Source organism: Nocardia coubleae NBRC 108252, assembly GCF_001612805.1.
Classification (GTDB): Bacteria; Actinomycetota; Actinomycetes; order Mycobacteriales; family Mycobacteriaceae; genus Nocardia; species Nocardia coubleae.
This window is the reverse complement of record NZ_BDBD01000035.1, coordinates 1-22,684: the sequence shown is the minus strand read 5'-3', so window position 1 is coordinate 22,684 and position 22,684 is coordinate 1. Positions and strand designations below refer to the sequence as shown.

At 62.7% G+C, this 22,684-nt stretch carries 19 protein-coding genes; 14 read left to right on the top strand and 5 right to left on the bottom strand.

Annotated features, from left to right (window positions below):
- Positions 1-653 precede the first annotated feature (653 nt).
- On the top strand, positions 654-1,583 hold the full coding sequence (locus tag NCO8_RS30140) for a ferritin family protein (protein WP_067645167.1): 930 nt from the start codon (positions 654-656) through the stop codon (positions 1,581-1,583).
- A gap of 62 nt (positions 1,584-1,645) precedes the next feature.
- Positions 1,646-3,085 (top strand): flavin-containing monooxygenase, encoded by a 1,440-nt coding sequence (locus tag NCO8_RS30960; RefSeq protein WP_376739967.1) that lies wholly within the window; start codon positions 1,646-1,648, stop codon positions 3,083-3,085.
- Positions 3,086-4,086: 1,001 nt separating this feature from the next.
- Here NCO8_RS30960 and NCO8_RS30130 read toward each other — a convergent pair.
- The 4 genes from NCO8_RS30130 to NCO8_RS30115 form a co-directional block, all read right to left on the bottom strand.
- A complete protein-coding gene (locus NCO8_RS30130; protein ID WP_167353355.1) occupies positions 4,087-4,995 on the bottom strand; it encodes a protoglobin domain-containing protein in 909 nt (302 codons plus the stop codon).
- 242 nt (positions 4,996-5,237) lie between these two features.
- Entirely contained in the window at positions 5,238-5,780 is a 543-nt protein-coding gene (locus NCO8_RS30125) for a PaaI family thioesterase (protein WP_051719635.1), read from the bottom strand.
- A 22-nt stretch (positions 5,781-5,802) separates the two neighbouring features.
- Positions 5,803-6,252, bottom strand: coding sequence for a universal stress protein (locus NCO8_RS30120; RefSeq protein WP_022565929.1), 450 nt, complete (start codon positions 6,250-6,252; stop codon positions 5,803-5,805).
- Positions 6,249-7,742 carry an MFS transporter gene (locus NCO8_RS30115; RefSeq protein WP_247607241.1) on the bottom strand — a complete coding sequence of 498 codons (1,494 nt, stop codon included), beginning with the start codon at positions 7,740-7,742 and terminating at the stop codon, positions 6,249-6,251. The genes NCO8_RS30120 and NCO8_RS30115 overlap by 4 nt, the downstream gene beginning before the upstream one ends.
- Positions 7,743-7,975: 233 nt before the next feature.
- Between NCO8_RS30115 and NCO8_RS30110 the strand changes: the two genes are divergently transcribed.
- The gene (locus NCO8_RS30110; protein ID WP_067645158.1) at positions 7,976-8,674 is read left to right on the top strand and encodes a TetR/AcrR family transcriptional regulator; all 699 of its coding nucleotides are present in this window, start codon (positions 7,976-7,978) and stop codon (positions 8,672-8,674) included.
- Between the two features lie 503 nt (positions 8,675-9,177).
- Here NCO8_RS30110 and NCO8_RS30105 read toward each other — a convergent pair.
- The gene (locus tag NCO8_RS30105) at positions 9,178-10,179 is read right to left on the bottom strand and encodes a helix-turn-helix domain-containing protein (protein ID WP_030204276.1); all 1,002 of its coding nucleotides are present in this window, start codon (positions 10,177-10,179) and stop codon (positions 9,178-9,180) included.
- A gap of 118 nt (positions 10,180-10,297) precedes the next feature.
- Between NCO8_RS30105 and NCO8_RS30100 the strand changes: the two genes are divergently transcribed.
- From NCO8_RS30100 to NCO8_RS30055, 11 genes are all read left to right on the top strand, one after another.
- Positions 10,298-10,618: a 2Fe-2S iron-sulfur cluster-binding protein gene (locus NCO8_RS30100; protein ID WP_019050196.1), complete on the top strand. Its 321-nt coding sequence runs from the start codon at positions 10,298-10,300 to the stop codon at positions 10,616-10,618.
- 23 nt (positions 10,619-10,641) lie between these two features.
- Positions 10,642-12,030: a cytochrome P450 gene (locus NCO8_RS30095; protein WP_067645155.1), complete on the top strand. Its 1,389-nt coding sequence runs from the start codon at positions 10,642-10,644 to the stop codon at positions 12,028-12,030.
- Positions 12,027-13,229, top strand: a complete 1,203-nt coding sequence (locus NCO8_RS30090; protein WP_067645152.1) for an NAD(P)/FAD-dependent oxidoreductase — start codon at positions 12,027-12,029, stop codon at positions 13,227-13,229. Before NCO8_RS30095 ends, NCO8_RS30090 begins: the two co-directional genes overlap by 4 nt.
- A 64-nt stretch (positions 13,230-13,293) precedes the next feature.
- Entirely contained in the window at positions 13,294-14,754 is a 1,461-nt protein-coding gene (locus NCO8_RS30085) for a cytochrome P450 (protein WP_084457605.1), read from the top strand.
- Positions 14,751-15,476 carry a transglutaminase domain-containing protein gene (locus NCO8_RS30080; protein WP_019050200.1) on the top strand — a complete coding sequence of 242 codons (726 nt, stop codon included), beginning with the start codon at positions 14,751-14,753 and terminating at the stop codon, positions 15,474-15,476. Before NCO8_RS30085 ends, NCO8_RS30080 begins: the two co-directional genes overlap by 4 nt.
- On the top strand, positions 15,473-16,999 hold the full coding sequence (locus NCO8_RS30075; protein ID WP_062984875.1) for an aldehyde dehydrogenase family protein: 1,527 nt from the start codon (positions 15,473-15,475) through the stop codon (positions 16,997-16,999). Before NCO8_RS30080 ends, NCO8_RS30075 begins: the two co-directional genes overlap by 4 nt.
- Positions 16,996-17,832: an SDR family oxidoreductase gene (locus NCO8_RS30070; protein WP_062984877.1), complete on the top strand. Its 837-nt coding sequence runs from the start codon at positions 16,996-16,998 to the stop codon at positions 17,830-17,832. The genes NCO8_RS30075 and NCO8_RS30070 overlap by 4 nt, the downstream gene beginning before the upstream one ends.
- Positions 17,833-17,881: 49 nt before the next feature.
- The gene (locus tag NCO8_RS30065) at positions 17,882-18,949 is read left to right on the top strand and encodes a BtrH N-terminal domain-containing protein (protein WP_067645144.1); all 1,068 of its coding nucleotides are present in this window, start codon (positions 17,882-17,884) and stop codon (positions 18,947-18,949) included.
- An 82-nt stretch (positions 18,950-19,031) separates the two neighbouring features.
- On the top strand, positions 19,032-20,663 hold the full coding sequence (locus tag NCO8_RS30060) for a long-chain fatty acid--CoA ligase (RefSeq protein ID WP_067645140.1): 1,632 nt from the start codon (positions 19,032-19,034) through the stop codon (positions 20,661-20,663).
- Positions 20,664-20,945: 282 nt separating this feature from the next.
- Positions 20,946-21,476 (top strand): PaaI family thioesterase, encoded by a 531-nt coding sequence (locus NCO8_RS30955; protein ID WP_084457602.1) that lies wholly within the window; start codon positions 20,946-20,948, stop codon positions 21,474-21,476.
- Positions 21,473-22,684, top strand: a 1,212-nt coding sequence (locus NCO8_RS30055; RefSeq protein ID WP_067645137.1) for a cytochrome P450, incomplete at its 3' end; no start/stop codon positions are given. The genes NCO8_RS30955 and NCO8_RS30055, both read left to right, overlap by 4 nt.

The window sequence follows — 22,684 nt, the reverse complement described above, 5'->3', positions numbered from 1 at the left end:
AGGGGTCTCGCTTGTGCGCACGTGTTTCGGGGCTGCTTCCTCACTTGGTGGCGCAGTTCACGCTCCCGGTGTCAAGCATTGCGGACCTACACTCCCCTGCGTTCACGCCGCTACGCTCGCGGCTTGTTCACTGCCCGCCCACAGCAGACTGACGTCTGAGCTCTCCGCACGATCTGCGTTTCCCGGTGCCCTCGGTCGTGCGCCGAACGCCCCGGCGGTGTCGCTCTCCTGGTGCGCACGACCATGGATGGCGTGCCTGTCGGTGGTCGGCCACGCGATTAGACGGCTTTCCAATCGCCATCGCGGAGTACCCGAGGCGGGGCCTCTGCCCGTCGATTCATGGCCAGGACGTACGCCTAATCACAGGTGCGATCGCCTGACACCTTCCCGCCTCGCCGGCCTCGACCTCGCTAACGGACGAAAATGGCGCGCACGGGCCCGCGATTCCAGGAGACTCCGCTGCGCCGCGGCCTTCGCCCGGCGCCGGATCACTCACAGCCACCATGCGCCAGCGACGAGCGTTTTCGTTTACTGGAACGAGTTCCAAGAGTTTTGTCCGACCATGCCACACGTGAGCGGCTACCGCTGCGAAATACCCGGCCTCCGGACACCAGGCCAAGATTTTGTGTCCATATTCGCGAAGGAGTAGAGCGATGTCAATCGATTTGCCGCACACCTTAGAAATCATAAAACAACGCCAATGGGCACTCGGCGACTTCGACTGGGCGGAGCCCGGCGCGGACACGATAACGGCCGAGCAGCTCCCGCAGGTCAAGCAATTCATGTCCGATCTGGTCTGGATCGAGCAGGTCGGCTCGCGTGCCTTCGTCGCGCTCGGCCGTCAAACCAAGGACAATACGCTAGCTGAGATCTACCGCTACTTCCAGGCCGAGGAACAAAAGCACGCAAACGCCGAGCTGGCCCTCATGCGCCGTTGGGGAATGCTCGATGACGACGAGATCCCAGAACCGAATATCAACATCCGACTAGCCATCGCATGGCTGGACAGCTACGCAGACGATCTGCCGCTGTCCGTACTAGGCTCAGCGATTCCGATGCTCGAGGTGGCACTCGACGGAGCACTGTTGAAGTTCCTACTTGAGGAGATCCAGGATCCCCTGTGCCACAAGGTCTTTCAGCGGATCAATGCCGATGAGTCCCGTCACCTAGCTGTGGATTTCCATGTGCTGGACATGATTGGAGCGGGGCCGATACACCGACTGCTGATCGAAGCCGCCGGCGCCGCGCTGCGCCCATCCCTACTCATCGGCATCCTCACCGGGTTGCCCCTGCTGACCCGTATGCACGACAGCATCATCGCGATGGGACTCGACGAACAGAAGCTCTTCGACGCGATTCGGAAGTTCGGCATTATCGGAGACCGGAGCGTCGCCACCCGCCGCAATCCGATCTACCAACTCGTCAAGTACTACGGTGAAATGGTCATGGACCAGTCACACCCTTATCATCGACTACTCGGCAATGCCCTGTTGACGATCACTGAGCACTACCCTAAACAATGGCTCGGTTCGACTCCTTCCTGGATCAACGAGCTCACTTACCAACCGGTGGCCGCAGCATGATCGACGAGGGGCGGCCGACAGACGATGACCCCGGGCAAACAATTCCCGGTCCCACACGAGTCGTGATCATAGGTGCCGGGTTCTCGGGAATCGGCACCGCGATCCGATTACGGTGCGCGGGGATCGAGGACGTCGTGGTTCTCGAGCGCGCACCTGAGCCCGGCGGTGAGTGGCGCGAGAGCGTTCATCCGGACGCATCCTGCGGTCGTCCGTCAGCACTGCGGTCGTTCTGGTTCACGCGGGATCCCGCCTGGTGCCATAGGTATACGCCGGGCGTAGACGTCCGCGCCTACATGCGCGACGTGATCACCCGGCATGGTCTCGATGGACGGATTCGCTACGGGTACAACGTAAACGGACTCGACTTCGACGAGGCCCGAGGGACCTGGCATGTGCGTGTCTCGACCAGCAGTGGCGAGGAGGAGAGCATCACTGCCCGCTCGGTCGTGGTGGCGACTGTGCCGTTCTCGAACGCAAGCAGGCGCGAGATCGTGGGCGCCGACGACTTTCGTGGCCACAAGATAGACGGTACCCGATGGGACGCCGGTATCGATGTCACCGGACTGACGGTGGCAGTCGTCGGTACCGGCACCAATGCAGTCCAGATGATCCCGGAGTTGGTGGACCGAGCCCGCCACGTCACCGTATTTCAGAGTGCACCGCGATGGGTTCTTCCCCACCCGCAGTACGGGACGGCAGGGTGGAGACGTTCGCTATTCGAGAAACTACCGCTGGCCGAGGATCTAGCCTGGAGTGCCCACTTCTGGGCGTACGAGTCTATCGGATACGGTTTGGTTCGAACAACAGGTCTCACCACCGCGCTGGAACAGGTATCTAAAATCCAGTTGAGGCTTCAGGTCAAAGATAGATGGGCGCGACGGCAGCTCGCACCGGACAACCGGGCGTGCCGTCCGCGATTGCTCATCTCAAATGATTTCTTACCGGCTCTAGATCGGGACAACTGCAGACTCCTCACCTTCCCGATCATTCGGCTTACGGAGCACGGAATCCTCACGGTTGATGGCGTCGAGCGCCGCTTCGATACGATCGTTTTCGATGCACCCGGCGAGGCTGGAGTACCATTCCCGGTTCGTGGTTGTGGCGCACGTCTCCTCCAGGAAGAATGGGTCGAAGGAGTTTACGCGTACAAGAGCATACATGTTTCTGGGTATCCCAACCTACATTTCACTTTCGGACCGAACTCCGGTCCGTCTTTCTACACAGCCCTAGCCTATCTGGAGGCGCAGATAGATTACATCGTAGAGTCGGTGCGGACGCTGGAGCGATGGGGGCTCCGATATATTGATGTACGAAAGTCAGCGCAGGACCGATTCAACGCGGTTGTTCAACGGCACTTGGCTCGCACGACTTGGAACTCCGGATGCGTTACTTGGCCTGTCGGGGAAGATGGTTTTAATCCCGCGGCTTTCCCGGGCTTGGCTCGACAATTCCGTAGCCAAATGACTCAGTTCGCCCTATCCGACTACCACGCTGTGCCCTAGGAGCTCCTGTCAGGTTCAGTTGCTGAGTCGTCGCGGTCTGATACTGCGGCACCGACATTCAGGAATCGATAGTGGATGTCGATGCGGCGTTCCATCGATCACCGTTCGCCGATATTGGTGGGGTCGGCCATGGTTTGTTCCACGACTAGCCGACTGGCGGTGACCTTTGTCTCGGGTTCCGCGATGGGAATGGGCCGTCGATCCCGGCGCTGTCGCAGGTCGGCGTACAGACTACATGCTCGCAACCCGTGTCGGTGATAGTTTTATCGATCCGCCGTCCCAGTGGCCTCGGCCGTCCAGGCAAGGGGATTTACTGCGTCGAATTACATCCCGCCGCGGAACCCGGGACAAAGTCACTGCGGCCGGTGGATCGTGGAGCAGACTTGCGCCCGCTCCCCCGGTACCGGCGCCTGGCCATCCGGTGGGCGCGCCGCATCGACATCCATTACGGATTCCTGAATCTCGATGCCGCACTGATCTGATGGCGACGGCACAGCAACCGCACCGACAGAAGCTATTAGCCTGCGCCAGAAGGTCATCCGGACACGAACCCGAGAATGAGCGGCCCCCGACAGCACGTACAGCCCTCCCCCACTCCCCCTTGAACACCAACCTCGGGCTGTGTGGTGAGGGCTGGCTATTCCCGGCGGCTTCACTGGGAGTTGCGGTTCGCTAACCACCACAATCATCCGTCACATAGGTCCGCTGCGAAACTTCCTGCATCGCAACGTGTCTCGGTGACACATGCAGATTCACGCTAGGAGCTATGAGGACCGGTACCCGAACTCGAATGCCGCCGAAGCTCCGTACGATACCAGCGGTGGCCCACCGCAGATACTGCGCGCGGCATGTTTGGCGGTGCGCGCGAACGTTGCTGTTGAGCATCTTCACCGACGGCGGACTTACTTCGCAATCAGCACCGCGTCGGCACGTACACAGGCTGGTGAGCCGGATCGCCCACCGCAGCCGGGACTGCGCAACTGGCCAAGCACTTCGCCAAATCAGGTATTGCGTAATGGCCACGTCATCACCATCTCGTACCCAAGTGTCTGTGTGGCATGCTCGACCCCACTCTGCAAGTCGACAAATGTAATGAGCGTAGTTTTCTGTGGACTGATGTCGACAAGCGTCCGGGCGACTTCGGCGGAAAGCCCAGTGAAAATAACCTCCGCACCCAAAAGCGCACATGCTTTTACTGCTGTGATCAGATGGGCAGCAACGTCGAGATCGATCGACGGCAGTCCGGTGATATCGACGACGGCGGCCTGCGCCCTCGAATTGCGGATATGCGCCATCAGCTGATTGGTCAAATTAAGAGCCCGGCGATCGTCCAATTCTCCTACGATCGGGACCACCAGAAGCCCTGGGATCAACTGCAGTACCGGAGTCGGGAGTTCGCTCACCGCCCTCTGCTGCTCGCGATTCGAGTGCTCGCGTTTGGCGAGGTAGATGTCGGCGGCGAGGCAGATATCGAGGAACACCAGCCTTTGTAGCGCCAGCAGCGTCGCCAACGCACGCTCGGGATCGGAAGATGAGCTGGATTCACAGATCCGGCTCGCAGCAGAGCAAAGAAACCGATTGTACGCGCCGAGAAGCCATGTCGGCTTCACGCCGAGTCGCTCGTGACGCGCGGCCATACGCATACGCTCGATGAGATAGTCAGCATCGACGGTTCCCGCCGTCAAACCGGAAAGGTGATCGCTTCGAAGATGTTCGACCTGTTCCTCAGTGTCGCGCCCAGAAAGAAGTGCGGCAGTGTCCCGGTGTTCGTTTAGGTAGGCGCGGAGTTCGTCGACGATCTCAGCCATACCGGCTGTCGCGACTCCGCTAAACTGCCGCAGCAATGCCTCGTCTTCATCGGTGAATTCCATTAATCGTTTCCGAGCAGCGACCATGTCATCGGTGGTCACGAGGCCACCGAAGCTTGGCGTTTCCGGGATTTCCGGACCGTGCGTGCCCATTAGAGTCATAACAGCCGCATCCTGTGCGTAGTGTTTTGGCGGATCGTGTCAGACAGCGCATACTCGTGAGCGAAGCCCGTAGGTCACCGTCCCACAGCAGCCTGCACCCCAGAGTGCGCTGGCGGCATAGCGGTCCCGACCCAAGTCGTCCTCATCGCCTGATCGCGCCGGCCACAGTACGTGATCGCCGCTTAGGCCGTTGGTGGCACGTCTGAAGAGGTGGCACGCTGTGAGGCCAGGAAGAAGTGGTCGATGTTGACGACGAGAAAGAGCGCAGTAGCGGTTGTAACCATGTGGCCATGGTCGTCTTCGATGGTGGCCCGAAGGTTCAGTTTGCGACCCTGGCGGGAATGAAGATGGGCGCGGGCGATATACGGGGTGTCGAGTAGAACCGGGGAGAGGTAGTCGATGGAGAGGTGGCGGGTGACGGCGGGTTCTCCCACGGTGTAGAGGAGGAACCCGAACAGGTCGTCGAGGACGGTGGCGACTGCGCCGCCATGGGCGATCGCTGGGGCGCCAACGTGGCGGGAGTCAAACGTGTGACGGGCGTAGACACCTTCCGCGTCACGTCGGACGCTCAACTGGTGGCCGTGCGGATTGGCTGGCCCACAACCGAGGCAATGATCATGATGGGGCGGCAAGTCTTGGCATTCCGGCGGAACCACAGGGAAGAGGGGCGTACTCTCCTCGGCCTCGGACGATACGGATCTTGTGGTATCGGATGTGCGGCTCATGGGTGCTTTCTGCATATGTGTGTCACTGGGTGGTGGCGATAAGGATGTCGCAGTGGGCTCTGCGTGCGAGCTCGGTCGGTGTATCGGACAGCAGCCGGGCCAGCGGAGTCGACCGGCACAAGTCGGCGGTGATGATGAGGTCCGGCGCCGCAGTGGCGGCAAGGCGCAATAGGGCACGCAAAGTGGGTTCGGACAAGATGCGGGTGTCGATGTCGATGGCGCCGTGCGCTAGGGCGTGCTGGCAGGCCGTGCGCAATATCGCTTCGACCGGGTTGGTGCCGCGCAGCCGGTAGGCCTCGGGTCCCAGCCGGTCGAGGTCAACTCCGAGTGTGCGTTCGTCGATGTGGTGGCGGACGCCGACGATAACCAGTCGGGCGTGGGTGGCGTGGGCCAATTCGGCGGCGCGGTCGACCACGCGGTAGGAGCGATCGGATCCATCGGTATCCACAAGGATCGTGCGATAGGCCGTCATGCCGGGCGTCCTTCGCGGGTAGGGGACGTGCGAGAGGCAGGAGCCATCGTGCACGAGGGTTGTGCGCGGCATCGGCGAGTGGTGGGCCCGGGTGCAAGCACAGCCAGCACGATCGCGCCTGCGGCGGTAATAGCAGCCAACACCAGCGCGGCCTCGCCGCTGCCGTGCACGAACGCTGCCTTGGCGTACTCGGCTAGCGGCTGGGCCGCTGGTCCGCCCTTTTCGGCGACCTGCAGGGCGGCGGCCAGGGAATCGGCAACTGGTTCGCGAGCGGACTCGGGCAGGCGGGGTAGGGCGGGCTGGATACGCTGAGTATAGCCAGCGGCCAGCACGCTGCCGGCCACGGCGATCCCGATCGCGGCGCCGATCTCGCGGGCGGCATCATTCACCGCCGCGGCGACTCCGTGTTTGGCCTCGGGGGTGTCGGCGACGATGGCGTAAGTCGCCGGGGCGGTACACAATCCCAGGCCCGCGCTCATGATCAGCAGCGGCCACAGTAGGTCGAGGTAGTTCGCGGCGAGGTCCAACCGGCTCACCAGCACCAGCCCGGCAGCGATGGTGAGGAGGCCAGTCACGGTCATCACCCGCAATCCCACCATGCTCGAGAGCCAAGGCGCGATTACGGAAATCATGGCCAGCGGCGCCACCATCGGCGCCAGCGCCAGGGCCGACGCCAGCGGACCGTATCCGAGAATCAGCTGTAAGTACTGGACCAACAGTAGAAACACCCCAAAGGTGACCAGGAACTGAATGGTCACGGACAGGGAGCCAGCACCGAAGCCTCGGCGTCCGAACAACCGCACGTCTAACAGTGGTGCCGAGATCCGTAGCTCCACGGCCACGAACGCCACCGCCGCCACGACTCCGACACCGGCGGTGACAGCGACGAGCGGGTCGGCCCAGCCGCGTGCGGGAACCTCGACCGCGGCGAACACGATCGCCGCGATCGCGACAGCCACCGTCGCCGCGCCAATTCCGTCCACCGGCGGATGCTCGGGTTGGCGAGACTCCGCGATCGTGCAAGCCAACCCGGCCAGCACAATCCCCGCCACGGTCAGCCCGACAAATACCGATTGCCACGACCACCGCTCAAGCAACATCCCGGCACCGAGAATCCCCAGAACAGCTCCGGATCCGGCGACGCCCGCCCATACCCCCACCGCTCGGCCGCGATGAGCTAGGGCGAAGCCTGCGGTCAGAATCGACAGGGTCGATGGCATCACTAACGCTGCGCCAGCACCGGCGAGTGCGCGTGCCGCGATGAGCCACACCGGGTCGGTCAGCACCAGCGGCAACGCCGAGGCGGCCGCGAACACCGCCAGTCCCGCCACCAGCACCGCGCGGCGCCCATAGCGGTCACCGATGGCTCCGGCGGGCAACACCAGACACGCCAGCACCAGTGTGTAGCCGTCAACGATCCAGGTGAGCTGGGCTTGGGTCGCCCGGGTCGCGACTGCAATCTGAGGCAACGCCGAGTACAACGCCGCCATGGCCGCGACGACCAGCGCCACCCCCAGGCACGATACTGCCAGCACCCAGTATTGGGCCCTGGTCCACCGGGCGATCTCGACAGCGCCCGTCCGGGAAGTGTTCACCGCTGCACCTCCCGCCGTTGTAGATCGATAGTCTCCGTGTGAGACTATTAGTATCATAGTGGGTCGGCGAGCGAGATGACGTCCACGCACGATCAAATTGAGCGATACGAATCGAGGAAAGGGCGGCCATGACAGAGCCGGACTCTGCCGCGGCCGATCCGCGCACCGTAGCCGACGAGCAGGCCGATCCTCGGCTGGCGCGGTCCCGCAACCGGTTGCTCGACGCGGCCAGTCATCTGCTGTCCACCGGCGGGGTCGAAGCGGTCACAGTCGATGCCGTCACCCGCGTGTCGAAGGTCGCGCGCGCCACTCTCTATCGACACTTCGGCAGCACCACCCAACTGCTCGCGGCAACTTTCGAACGGTTGCTTCCCCATGTCGACACACCGACCGGCGACGGGCCCGTGCGCGATCAACTCATCGCGCTACTCACTACTCAGGCGGACCTCGTAGAACAAGCCCCAGTGCAGATGACCACGCTGGCCTGGCTGGCTATGGGAACGATCGGTGACGACCACACCGACCCGGCAGCGGTCACCTCGCTGCGTGCCCGCGTCATCGAGCAATATCGCCAACCGTTCGACCGGATCCTCACCGGCCCCGACGCGCGGGCGATGCTCGGCGAGTTCGACACCACCTTCGCCATCATCGAACTCCTCGGCCCGATCGTGTTCGCGCGCCTCACCGGACTACGCACCATCGATCATGACGACTGCGCCCAACTGGTCGACAACTTTCTCGCTACCCGCCCAAGGGTCGCGGTCGGAAACGGGACCGACCGTCGATCAGTGCCAGTGACCGAATACCCGCCCGTGGATAACGGGTGAGCCGCTTCGAAGCAGGCCGACAAGATCAAGTACCCAGCTCACCGGCGATCCCCTCCACCTAGCGGGTAAGACTGTCGGTTCGGCACCGATCGTCGCCTTCTCGTCAACTCCGGCCCTGGATGCGGGGCACGATCGATTCGTGCTGCAGTCCTGCATCGCAATGTAACTGGCTCAGTTAGGGCTGGCTAACCGAGTCGATGCGCTTCACGATTGAGAGACTCGACTCCGTCCATCTCATGCCCAGCCGTCACCGGCAGGATCCTGGTGGCAACGCGCTGAGATCATTCAGACCGGTGCCGACTCACTACTCGCCGTGTTAGGTGTTGGCTACGCCGCTGATAGCCGTTGGCTGCAGCAACGAGTTCGGCAAAGTTCTGCACGGTTTCGGCAAAGTCGCGAGTTTTTTTTGTCATATGCCGCAGCGGGTTCCTGCCTGGGGCCAGCCCCAACCGATCTGCACCAGATCGCGCAGACTCCATCCACCAGCGACGGGACGGGTGGTGCTATTCGTGTCGAAATTCGCTGGGAGAGCGACCGGTCCATCGCTTGAAGGCGTGCGAGAAGTTCGCGAGGTCGCTATATCCGAGATCGGCAGCTATCTCACTCACCGACATCGATCGGTCGAGTAGCCGCAGCATCGCACGGTCACGCAGAAATGATTCGCGCAACTCGCGAAAGGTGGTCCCCTCCTCGGATAGGCGCCGCTTGAGTGTGCTAGTCGATATCGACAGCTCGTGTGCGACCCAGTCTTTACTCCGCTTTCCAGGATCTTCCTCCAGCAGCCGTCGTACCTTCTCCGAGAAAGACATGGTTTTACTTCGCTGGTCGAGGGTTCGTTGCAGGTCCACGATGGCAAGTCGATAGGCGACCGGATCGGAGAACCTGCATACCTCGTTGAGAGTGTCCGCCGGGACACTAAGGAATGACGTCGGAGCGTCGAAGAACAACCGCCCAGCTAGGGCATCCTCATTATCGGCTAGAAAGTTCGGCGCTGACCAGCTCAGATGGAGTGTCACGGTCGGCATATCGCCGGCCAGCATGTCGAGCAGGCGCAGGAGTGCCGACCCGCTATACGCGACGACCAGGCAGTTCAGCGCCGAATCGCCTGTGTGCGCGGCGAGCCCGACGGTGAGTCCCTCGTCACTTGGGTGGAACTGCGGACTGAGAGCCGTCGAGATCAAAGGCAGATAGGTGAGCAGCTCCACGATCTCAGCTACCGAGCCTGCGCTGACCAGCGGAAAACTCAATGGGCCGAAGGACGTCAACTGAGCTTGTTCGGCGAACGCGAAGCCGAGCGAAGTTGCCTGGTCGACATCGAGTGCAGGGTAGACCTCGCGAAACCACCGTATCGGGGCCTGGATATTGCGTTGGATCAACGTCGTCTCGTCAATTCCTTCGCGAGCCATGATGTCGCGAAGCCGAGCGGCGGCGTCCGGGTCGAGCGCTTGGCTCTCGAGCAGTTGCACGAACATGAGCGGAGGCACGCCCTCGTCGTTGAGGTTCACCATGGTCTCTCTGAGCCGAATTCACAAACTTCTGACTCTGCCGAACATAGCCTCCGAACCCGTGTTCGACAACACTTGGACCAAGTCACATTGAGGACAACGCATCGAGGAGTTGGCTATGGCAGTTGTCACCTTTGTCTCCCACGACGGCGAGAAGCACGAGGCGCCGATCGAGGAAGACCAGTCGCTGATGCAGGTCGCGACCAACAACGCTGTGCCCGGCGTCGACGGGGACTGCGGAGGCGAAGCTGCCTGCGGCACCTGCCATGTGGTTGTCGATCCGCAGTGGATCGAGCAGGTCGGGCGTTCCGGCGCCGATGAGGAGGAGATGCTCGCGATGAACCCCGAGCGCCAGCCGACCTCCCGGCTGTCGTGCCAGATGATGGCATCGACGGCCTGGGACGGCTTGATCGTCCACCTACCCGAGTTCCAGATGTAACGGCGAGAAACGGATACGACGCGATGAAGATTCCCGGAGCAATCACCGCCAAGGTTCAGTCGACCATCCCGATGGATCTACAGATCCAGGGTGCACACCTATATGACAAGACTCGCCGATGGATGACCGGAACGAACGGGGAGAAGCTCTTCGTCGAGAGGCCCATCCCGCCAGTCGAAGAAGTCGCGCTCGCCGACATCGACCTCAGCAACCCTTTCCTGTACCGCCAGGGACGCTGGCAGTCCTACTTCGCGCGCCTGCGAAACGAGGCCCCGGTCCACTATCAGCCAGACAGTCCGTTCGGTCCGTTCTGGTCCGTCACGCGGCATGCTGACATCGTGGCCGTCGACAAGAACCACGAACTCTTCTCCGCTGAGCCATTCATCGTTATCGGGGCTCCGCCCCGTTTCCTCGATATCGAGATGTTCATCGCGATGGACCCGCCACGACACGACGCACAGCGGGCCGCTGTTCAAGGCGTGGTCGCGCCGAAGAACCTGCGCGAGATGGAGGGCCTGATTCGATCGCGCGTCCAAGAGGTGCTCGACGATCTACCCGTAGATAAGCCGTTCGACTGGGTGCAGAACGTCTCGATCGAACTGACCGCGCGGATGCTTGCGACCCTGCTGGATTTCCCGTACGAGCAACGTCACAAGCTCGTCTACTGGTCGGACCTCGCAACCTCGCTGGAGCAGGCCAACGGTGGGCCATCGGACAACGATGAGGTGTTCCCCGGCATGCGCGACATGGCGAGAGGTCTCAGCGCTCTCTGGCACGACAAAGCGGCCCGGACAGCCGCTGGGGAGCAGCCCGGATTCGATCTGATCACGATGTTGCAAAGCAATGAAAATACCAAGGACCTGATCGACCGCCCGATGGAGTTCTTGGGCAACCTCGTATTGCTGATCGTCGGAGGGAACGACACGACCCGGAACTCGATGAGCGGCGGCGTTCTTGCGCTCAACCGCTTCCCTGAACAGTTCGCGAAGCTGAAAGCGAACCCCGACCTGATCCCCAACATGTGCTCGGAGATCATCCGATGGCAAACTCCGCTTGCCTACATGCGCCGTGTCGCCAGAGCTGACACCGTTCTTAACGGGCAGTTCATCCGCAAGGGCGACAAGGTAGTGATGTGGTACGCCTCGGGAAACCGCGACGAGCGAGTATTCGAACGCCCCGACGATTTCATCATCGACCGGTCAAACGCCCGCAACCACATAGCCTTCGGCTTCGGTGTTCACCGCTGTATGGGCAACCGGCTCGCCGAGCTGCAGCTGCGGATCCTCTGGGAGGAGCTACTTCCTCGCTTCGAAAATATCGAGGTTGTCGAGGAGCCCGAGTACGTGCAGTCCAACTTTGTGCGGGGCATCAGCAAGATGATGGTCCGTCTCACCCCGAAAACTAGCATATGACCACGCGGCGGGCCGTCATCGTCGGGGGCAGCCACGCCGGGGTCCAACTCGCCGGCAGTCTGCGCCAAGAAGGATGGACCGACGAGATCACCATCATTGGAGAAGAGGCGGTATTACCATACCACCGCCCTCCGCTGTCGAAGGCATACCTGGCAGGGAAGCAAACCCTCGACGAGCTCGCGATTCGCAGCGCCGAGTTCTATAACAAGCAGGAAATCCAACTCGTGGATGCAACGGTGGAGGCGATCGACCGTTCGGCTGGCCTGCTCTCACTGAGCACCGGCGACGAAGTGCCCTACGACAAGCTCGCACTGTGCACGGGCGCTCGCCCCCGTCGACTCCCCGTGCCCGGTGTCGACCTGGCCGGGGTCTATTACCTACGCTCCGCGGCGGACGTCGAGATGATCCGAGAGGAAAGCAGCCCGGGGCGCCGGGTCGTGATCATCGGCGGCGGATATATCGGACTGGAGACGGCCGCCTCGTTGCGTGCGCTGGGTCTGCAGGTCACTGTGCTCGAGGCTACCGAACGCGTCCTCGAACGGGTCACCGCCCCCGAGGTATCCGCGTTCTTCGACCGAATTCACCGACAGGAGGGCGTGAACATCCGAACAGGCGCGCTAGTCGAGGCCCTATCCGGAGACGTCAGGATCCGAGAGGTATTCCTGTCCAGCGGCGAATCAATTCCTGCCGACCTCGTCATTGTCGGCATCGGCGTGGAGCCGAATACCGAACTCGCCGCCGGCGCGGGTCTGCTGGTCGACAACGGGATCGTGATCGACGGCCAGAGTCGGACCAGCGACCACAACATCATGGCCGCTGGGGACTGCGCCAGTCACGACATGGCCCGTTACGGCCGTCGCATACGCCTGGAATCTGTACCCAGCGCGGGCGAGCAGGCCAAGGTCGCTGCCGCGACCATCTGCGGGAAGTCAAAGAACATAGCTGCGCTTCCATGGTTCTGGTCGGATCAATACGATCTCAAGCTCCAGATCGCCGGTCTGAACACCGGCTACGACGAAGTCGTACTCAGCGGAGATCCTACCCGGGGCCGCGAATTCACATGCTTCTACCTCCGTGCTGGCGAGCTGATTGCCGCCGACTGCATCAATCGCCCCCGTGACTTCATCTTCAGCAAGCGGGCCATCACCCAGCAGCTTCGCATAAGCCGGGCAGAACTGGTGCTCGCTGGCTCGCCCTGAGTGACCGACTCTCGGGCGACTCGCACGACGACTGCGTGCGAACAGCATTCAGAAAGGAATGTCAGTGACGTACGCCATCCATCTGCCGCTGGCGAAGAGTCGGGAGCGACTCTCGTCAGTCCTCCTGGCGCCACTGCCGAGCCGGGTCGATGCGGCCCTCCTGCGGGCCAGTGATCAGTGGCCTGTCCGTGAGCTGGCAATGCCCCCCGCAGGGTCGGGCCTCAAGCCGATCCGAGGGACCGCTGGTCTGCCTGTGCTCGGTCACACCCTGGACTACATCCGTTTCGGATCCAGCTTCACCCGGGCCAGGTACCAGCGATTCGGGCCCGTCTCATGGATGGGCGCCTTCGGCACGAAGATTGTGATGGTGGCCGGTCCAGATGCCATGCAGGAGGCGCTGACCGTCAAGGCGAAATCGTTCTCACAGGACGGGTGGGCGTATCTCATCGACGCCTTTTTTCACCGGGGTCTGATGCTGATGAGCTTCGACGAGCACAGGATGCATCGACGAATCATGCAGGAGGCGTTCACCCGCGACCGCCTGACCGCCTATGTGGACCAGCTCGGGCCGCCGCTCGAGACCGGTATTCCCGCGTGGCCAGCGGGCCAGTCCACACGCATCTATCCACTGCTGAAGGGCCTGACCCTTGACGTAGCGACGAAAGTCTTCATGGCGGATCGGGGTGGCAGTGAGGACACTGACGCCATCAACGACGCCTTCGTGGCGGCCGTGCGTGCGGCCAGCTCGATCATCCGTTTCCCGCTGCCGGGGACTCGGTGGCGGGCCGGAGTCCGTGGGCGTGCGCTCCTGGAGGACTACTTCACCTTCCACCTGCCGGCGGCGCGGAGCGCCCAGGGAGAGGACCTTTTTGCGGCGCTGTGCCATGCCCGCACGGCCGACGGTCAAGCTTTCACCGATGAGGACGTCGTCAACCACATGATCTTCTTGATGATGGCGGCACACGACACCTCGACCATCACCAGCACCGCTGCCGTCTACTTCCTCGCCAAGCATCCAGCTTGGCAGGAACGGGCTCGGGCCGAGTCCGACCAACTGGGCGGACGTCGCCCAACTATCGACGACCTGGACGCGCTGAAGACTCTCGACCTGGTGATCAAGGAGACGCTACGGCTGGTGGCGCCCGTGCCGATCATGATGCGTAAGACCATCGAGGATGTCGAAATCGCCGGACACCAAATCCCCGCAAACACACTGGTAGCCGTGGCTCCGGCGGTGAACCACTTCGACGAATCGTACTGGACCGATCCAGACACTTTTGACCCTGACCGCTTCACCGAGCCGCGGCATGAGGACCGGAATCATCGCCTCGGGTGGATCCCCTTCGGAGGAGGCGTGCACAAGTGCATCGGCCTGCATTTCGGCACTCTCGAGGTGAAGGCGATCCTGCATCACATGCTGCGAACCTACACCTGGACGGTCCCTGACCAGTATGAAGCCAGGTGGGACAACACCTCGCTCCCAATTCCCGTCGACGGATTGCCGATAGACCTGGAGCACAGATGAAAACGGACCGGATGACATTCTTGGGAGCGACCGACTTCCTCGACATCGAGCACGAGTTAGTCCGGGAGTTCACCGCCACTGTGATCGGCGACGCGAGCACCGGCCGAGAGAAGGCGAAGCGTCTCTTCGCCGCCGTTCGCGACCGGGTCTGGTATGACCCCTACACGGTGTCTGACGACCCTGCCCACTATCGCGCGAGCTTCGTCCTCGAGTCCGGGCGCGCCTATTGCGTCCCGAAGGCGGTGCTCTTGACCGCGGTGTGCCGTGCGGCGGGGATCCCTGCGGTGCTTGGCTTCGCTGACGTCCGCAATCACTTGCAGACAGACGCGTTGCGAGCGCTCATGGGTGGCACAGACCTGTTCGTCTATCACGGTTACAGCCTCCTCAATATCGACGGCCGGTGGTTGAAGGCGACGCCCGCGTTCAACACCGAGTTGTGTGCGCGTTTCGGTGTGCCGCCGGTGGATTTCGACGGCGATCGCGATGCACTACTGCACGCCTTTTCTGCCGACGGAGCCGAGCATATGGAGTACGTCCGCGAGCGGGGCGTCTACGACGACTTGCCGTTGAACGCGATCCTGGCCGAACTTCGCCGCACCTATGGGCCTCTTATCTTCAAGCGGCCCCAGGTGATCGCTGACGCTTTCACCGATACACGCGCCCACCGCACCCATCCCGACGGGATCGCCCGCGATCCCCATTCACCTACGGAGGTCCGATGAGCGCGACGATCCCAGCGGGCGTCTTGGACGTGCGCAACCCCGCCGACGGTCGGCTCATCGCAACCGTCGCTGTCGACGACCGCGAGACAGTAAGTCTCGTCGCTGCTGATCTTCGAGACGCTCAGGTCGGGTGGGCCGAAGCCGGCCCACGCCAACGCGCCAAATGGCTGCATCGCTGGCGGGACTGGATCCTTGATCACACCGACGAGCTCACCAACTTGTTGCAAGCCGAGACAGGCAAGGTGCGTCCCGACGCCCTGGTGGAGACGACAGCATCGTGCGAGTTCATCAGCTACTACGCCGACCATGCCGCGAAGTTTCTCGCCGGCGAGCAGGTCAGGTCCTCGAGCCTGCTGACCTTGTCGAAACGACTCACTACGACCTATCACCCCTTCCCGGTCGTCGGCATGATCATGCCGTGGAACTTCCCGATCACCCTCTTCCTCATGGACGCAGCGCCCGCGCTGGCAGCCGGCTGCGCGGTCCTGGCGAAGTCCTCGGAGGAGACGCCGCTGACGTGCGCGCGGATCATCGAGGGCTGGCACGAGATCGGCGCCCCCGCGGTTCTGGCGCACGTTGTAGGTGATGGCGATTCGGGCGCAGCCGTGGTCGATGCCGCTGACTTTGTACAGTTCACCGGCTCGACCGCCACCGGGCGTGCGGTCGCGATCCGCTGTGCCGAGCATTTGAAGCCGATGAGTCTGGAGCTTGGCGGCAAAGATCCGGCGATCGTGCTGGAGGACGCCGACCTTGCTCGTGCGGTGGAGGGAATCGCGTGGGGCGCTCTGTTCAACGCGGGACAGGTATGCATCTCTGTCGAGCGGGTGTATGTGGTATCTGAGGTTTACGACGAGTTCGTGGCGCGGCTGACCCAACGTGTGCGGTCCCTCGCCCATGGTGCGGCCGGTCGCGACGTGGGCGCAATGGTCACCGCGAGGCAGGTCGACATTGCCGATCGCCACGTCAGCGAGGCAGTGGTGGCAGGTGCGCGGGTTCTGGCTGGCGGAACTCGGAGTGCGGTCGGAAACTACTACGCTCCGACGGTCCTGGTCGGTGTCGACCACACGATGGCCTGCATGACCGAGGAGACCTTCGGTCCCACGATTCCGGTGATGCAGGTCGCGGATGAGAACGAGGCCATCCGCCTGGCCAACGACTCGGCGTACGGCTTGTCTGCGACGGTGTGGACCCGAGACCATGCTCGTGCTCAGCGCATCGCATTACAGCTAAACGCGGGAGCTGTCAACATAAATGATGTCTTCAGCAACCTGTTCGCCACCACACTGCCGCACAGTGGATGGAAGGCCTCGGGCATCGGTGCTCGGCTCGGCGGAGCTCACGGGCTACGCAAGTACTGCCGGGTACAGGCAGTGACAGAGCCACGGATCCCTGTCCTGTCGCGAGAACTCACCTGGTACCCGTACACCCCGCGGCGCGCGGCCATGGCCGGAAGAGTGTTGCGCGCGGCGGCCGGTCGCGGCCTATGGCAGCGCCTCGGCCTCAACAAGGAGAACAGCAAGTGACGACACACCGTGCCCGCACCGCCGCAAAGACCGTAGCTATCACCGGCGGGGCCCGCGGCATCGGCTACCAGACCGCGAAGGAGCTGATTCGACGAGGCCACCGCGTCGCCATCGGCGATGTCGATGAGAAGCGCGCTCAGGAGGCCGCCACCGAACTCGGCGTGAAGATCGTTACCCACCTCGACGTAACCGACCCCACTTCGTTTCGGCAATTTCTCGAGCTGGTCGAGGAAGAGCTCGGCCCCCTCGACGTGCTGATCAACAATGCGGGCATCATGCCCACTGGTCACGTACACGAGGAAGACGACACGGTGACCCGGAGGCAGGTCGAGATCAACGTCCTGGGAGTCGTCTTTGGGACCAAACTAGCCCTTCAGCGAATGCTGCCGCGGCGCGCTGGGCACATCATCAACACCGCGTCGCTGGCCGGCGAGCTCGCTGTGCCTGGACTGGCGACGTATTGCGGTACCAAATTCGCGGTCATCGGATTCACCGAGGCGGCACGGCACGAGTACCGCACGTCAGGCGTCGAGCTGTCCACCGTTAGGCCCACATTCACCAACACCGAGCTCGTCGCGGGAACCGCTGGTGCCAAGGGACTGCGCAATGCCGAGCCCGAGGAGATCGCGCGTGCGACAGCCGATCTTATCGAGCGCCCGCGTCCATTCGTACGCGTCACTCGCCTGGCCGGCGTATTGGTCGCGGCGATGAAGTTCGTCCCTGGCTGGCTGACCGCCAGGCTCGGATCCGCGCTGGGCACGGACTCGGTATTTCTCGACGGCGTCGACACAGCGGCCCGCCAGGCCTACCTGGACAGAATCCGGACCCACTGACCCGGTCTTCGATCCCCGTTGGCCCCCTCATTCACCCGAAAGGATTCACATGCCCCGCAGGACCCTGGTCGATGACTACCCGCACAAGATGGGGGGACACTGCGGTTCTGGCGCTATGCGGGATCTTCTGCATTGGCATGGACTGGGGTGGGATGGGCCGCCCGACGAAGGTCTGGTGTTCGCTCTCGGCGGCGCACTGGGGTTATCATACCTCCGGTCAAGCGACCTCGTTCCACCGCTGTACCTGGTAGGACGAGGCGCCGACTTCGAAATTGATCTGCCCCGCCGACTCGGCGCGCAAGTCCAGGTTCTCACGACCGATGATCCCCGAGAGGGGTGGTCATGGGTTCTCGACGAGCTCGAAGCAGGCAGACCCAGCCTGGTATGGGGAGATATCGGTGAGTTGCCGTACCTCCGCGTCCAATTCCAGATGAGTCGCCACGACATCGTCGTGATCGGTCACGACGAGGCCGAGGGGATCGCCTTTGTCGTAGACAATGACCGCGCCGAGGTGCAGAAAGTCCCGCTCGATGCACTGGCTCGGGCGCGGTCCTCGAAGTCTTTCCCGCAACCGACGCGCCACTGTACATACCGCATCAGCTGGCCGAGTGCGCTGCCGGACGTGGCGGAAGTAGCGGCGGAGGCATTTCGACAGTCCGCAGCCGGAATGCGCCGCCCATCGCAACCCGGGATCGTCGATCTCAGGACAGCGGCATCCGGTGCGGAGGGCTTGGCCGCGGCGGTGCAGCTGGCGGCCGACATTCAGACCTGGGCCGATCTTCCGGTGGACGACCTCGAGACTCTCCTGTTCAGCCTGAGCGCTTTCATTGAGAAGGCAGGTACTGGCGGCGGGCTGTTCCGCCGATTGCTAGCCGATGGCTGCGCAGATGTCGCTCGTCTGACCGGGGACTCCGCCACCGCTCAACTCGCCGTAGCGGCCAGCCGTTGTGCGCAGGCGTGGACCGCCACTGCGCGTGCCGGTATCCGCCGCGACGTTGATATACGAGTTCGCCTGGCCGGGGTGGCCTCGGCCGCTAGCCAACTACCAGAGCTGGAGTTGGACCTGGTCGCGTCCCTGGAGGCTGCTTCCAGTTCGCTGACGGCTGCGGATCGCTGACAGCAGCCCCATGTCGCCGGCCAGCGGCGAATCAACCCCCAGATCGCCTACGTTCGAAGACGCTCTTGAATGAGGAAATGCTATGCAGAGCACGATGATGAACGTCCCGTTGACGACCGCGGCGATTCTGCGCCACGGCTCGAGTGTGCACGGCTCGGCGACCGTGCGGACTTTGCAACTTGACGGAAGCGTGAAGGTTGCTACGTTCTCCGAAATCGGACGGAGGTCCGCTCAGTTGGCCAACGCATTGCGGGCTTGCGGGATCACAGGCGATGAGCGCGTCGCGACCCTCATGTGGAACAACCAGGAGCACGTGGAGGCCTACTGCGCAGTGCCCTCGATGGGAGCGGTGCTGCATACCCTGAATCTACGGCTCGCCTCCGATCAGCTTGTTTACATCGGTAACCACGCTCAGGACCAAGTCGTGATTGTCGATGGAAGCCTAGTACCCATGATGGCCTCAGTGTTGCTGCAGCTCACTAGCGTGCATACCATCGTTGTCACCGGAGATGTGGACCTTACCCCGCTGCACCGTGAGGGACTGACAGTCGTTGATTACGAGGAGTTCATCTCCGCCCAGCCCGAGACGTTCGACTGGCCAGACCTCGACGAGCAGTCTGCGGCCGCGGCCTGTTACACCTCTGGCACCACCGGCGACCCCAAAGGTGTCGCCTATAGCCACCGGTCGACTTACCTCCACTCGATGGCGGCCTGCGCCGCCGACGGACTGAGCGTGAGCAGCGATGACCGAATCCTCCCCATCGTCCCGATGTTCCACGCGAACGCCTGGGGGCTGGTCTACGCCGCACTCATGGCGGGTGCCGACTTGCTCATGCCTGACCGGTTCCTACAGGCCGAGCCGCTCGTGCGGCTGATCGACGTCCACAAGGCAACCATCGCCGGGGCAGTCCCGACCATCTGGAACGACGTCTTGGACTTCCTGGATTCCAACCCCAGCTACGACATCTCGTCTCTAGGCCTGGTCGCTTGCGGTGGCTCAGCTGTACCCGTTCATCTGATGAAGGCCTTCGAAGAGAGGTACAACGTACAGGTTGTACAGGCGTGGGGAATGACCGAGACCTCGCCACTAGCGGCTGTCGCGCGGCCGCCGGCGTCGCTCGACGCCCAGGAGCGGTGGCGTCTGCGAGCGACCCAAGGTCGTCCGGTTGCAGGAGTCGAGCTGAGGATCGTCGACGACGGAGGCAATGAGCTCCCGCACGACGGCGAAGCCGTCGGTGAGTTGCAAGTGCGCGGACCTTGGATTACCGGCTCGTACATCGGCGAAGAGGATGGCGGGGATAAGTTCCAGGACGGCTGGTTGCGCACCGGCGATGTCGGCCGGATCGACGAACGCAGCTTTGTCACGCTGACCGACCGCACCAAGGACGTGATCAAGTCCGGCGGGGAGTGGATCTCCTCGGTCGAGCTCGAACTTCTGCTCGCCGGTCACCCCGACGTGCTCGAGGCATCAGTAATCGGGGTCCCGGATGAGAAGTGGCAGGAACGCCCCCTCGCTGTGATCGTCGTACGCGACGGGCGGCAAGTAACACCTGCCCAACTGCGTGACTTCCTCGACGGCAAGGTCGCCACGTGGTGGCTGCCTGAGCGCTGGAGCTTCACCGCAGAGGTGCCCAAGACCTCGGTCGGCAAGTTCGATAAGAAGCGGTTGCGCACCCTGCATGCGAACGGCGAGCTGACCATCGTCGAGATTTAGGAATTATCTCCATGCCTGGTCCTGAGTAGGACGGAACAGGACATTGATACCCATAGTGCGAAGCTTTCGCGACACCGGCGACATTACCGTGCACGTCGACATCGGCGAAAGGCTGCAAACGAAGATGGGAGTCACCTCCCAGTGCACGGCACGTTTCGCGCCGGTGGTGGTGGAATGGGGCCACCGGCTGCGCACCCCCTCTGGCGTGCGCGATATGTATTTGCATAGTGGTCACGCTCGAGATCGATGTTGGGTGCGGCTTCATCGACAGGAAGGCTGACCATGAGCAATCTATCGGACACGGGCGGCAGGTCGTCCGATCCCGACTTGGAGGAATGGGTGCGTTCGTTCCGACTTTTGGAACCTCGATCGACTGAGTTGCCTCCCCACCATCCCAACTGTCTCGGTTGTGGACCGGCCAACCCGCATGGGCATTTTCTGACGGCCCAGCGCTGCGCAGGCGGCGTGGTCGCTCACCACCGATTCGATCGACGTCATGTAGGAGCGCCCGGAATAGCGCACGGGGGCGCTGTGGCGACAGTAGTCGACGACCTATTCGGTTTCCTGCTATACACCGTCGGCGAACTCGCCGTGACGCGCCATCTCGACCTCGACTATCTTGCTCCGGTCCAGCTCGACACTCCCTACGCCCTGCACGCCGAACTACGGTCTCGAGATGGCCGGAAATTACATCTCGGGGCCAGAATCGAGGATGCAGGGGGACATTTGGTTGTCACGGCCACAGCACTGTTCATTGTGGTCGATGTCAAACATTTCTTGCAGTCGCCGGTGAGTGCAAGGAGACAGGCATGACTGTACCGAGCGAGCGAGCACTGCTCCTGGACGCCTTGCTAACCGATCACGGCTCGGCCGGACCTTACGAGGCGTTCCGGCGGCTGCGCCAGACGCAACCAGTGTTGGTTACACGATCGGGCGTGCTGGTATTGAGCCGCTACGACGATTGCGCGGCGGCGCTCCGCGACCGCAGCCTCGGCAAGGCCGACGAGTCGCTGGGCTTCGGCTTGTCCGACATTCCTGAAGAGCTGCAACATCAGGCCATGCACCGGTTCCGACGCACCATGCTGTTCCGCAACCCTCCTGACCACCACCGGCTGCGTCGGTTGGTCGCCGACGTGTTCACCCCGAGGCACATCGACGAGTTGCGCGGCCGCATCGTCACACAGGTCAATCACTTGCTCAATGTCATGGAAGCACGGGTCTCCGTCGACATCATCAACGATCTGGCGCTCCCGCTGCCCGTGAATGTGATTGGAGATCTACTCGGGGTGCCCTTTACTGATAGAGCGGTAGCAGCCCCACTGGTGCGGGCCCTGCTGGCCTCGCTCGAACCCGGTGCCGATATCGCGGCCTTGACAGCAGCCTGCGACGCCGAAGACCAACTTGCCGCATATTTCGCTGACCTGTTGGCGGTCAAACGCGCCCGCCCTACCGATGACCTACTGAGCCGGCTCGCCGTCGCGAATGGCGACGACATCCTAGACGACGACGAATGCGTCGGCACCGCGATTCTTTTGTTTGCGGCAGGGTTCGAGACCACCACGAACCTGATCGGCAACGGCGTCGCCGCGCTGCTCGCCCACCCTGACCAAATGCGCGAACTTCGTGCCAGGCCAGAGTTGGCGAGCAACGCAGTCGAAGAACTATTGCGCTATGAGTCCCCCGTCCAGACCAATGGGCGTACGGTGCTCCAGCCGACGCGACTGGCGGGAGTTGATTTACATCCCGGTCAGGTCGTACTGATCCTGCTTGGGGCAGCCAACAGAGACCCGGATCGGTTCGACGACCCCGACAGTCTCGACATCACCCGAACCGGGGTCCCGCCATTGTCGTTCGGGGCCGGCATCCATTTCTGCCTCGGCGCACCGCTTGCACGGCTCGAAGGGGCAATATTGTTCCCGCTCCTGGCGTCCCGATTTCCCGATCTTCGGCTGGTCGAGCAGCCCCGCTGGCGCACCGGGCTGTCTTTTCGCGGACTTTCGACCTTGAAGGTGGTCACCGCA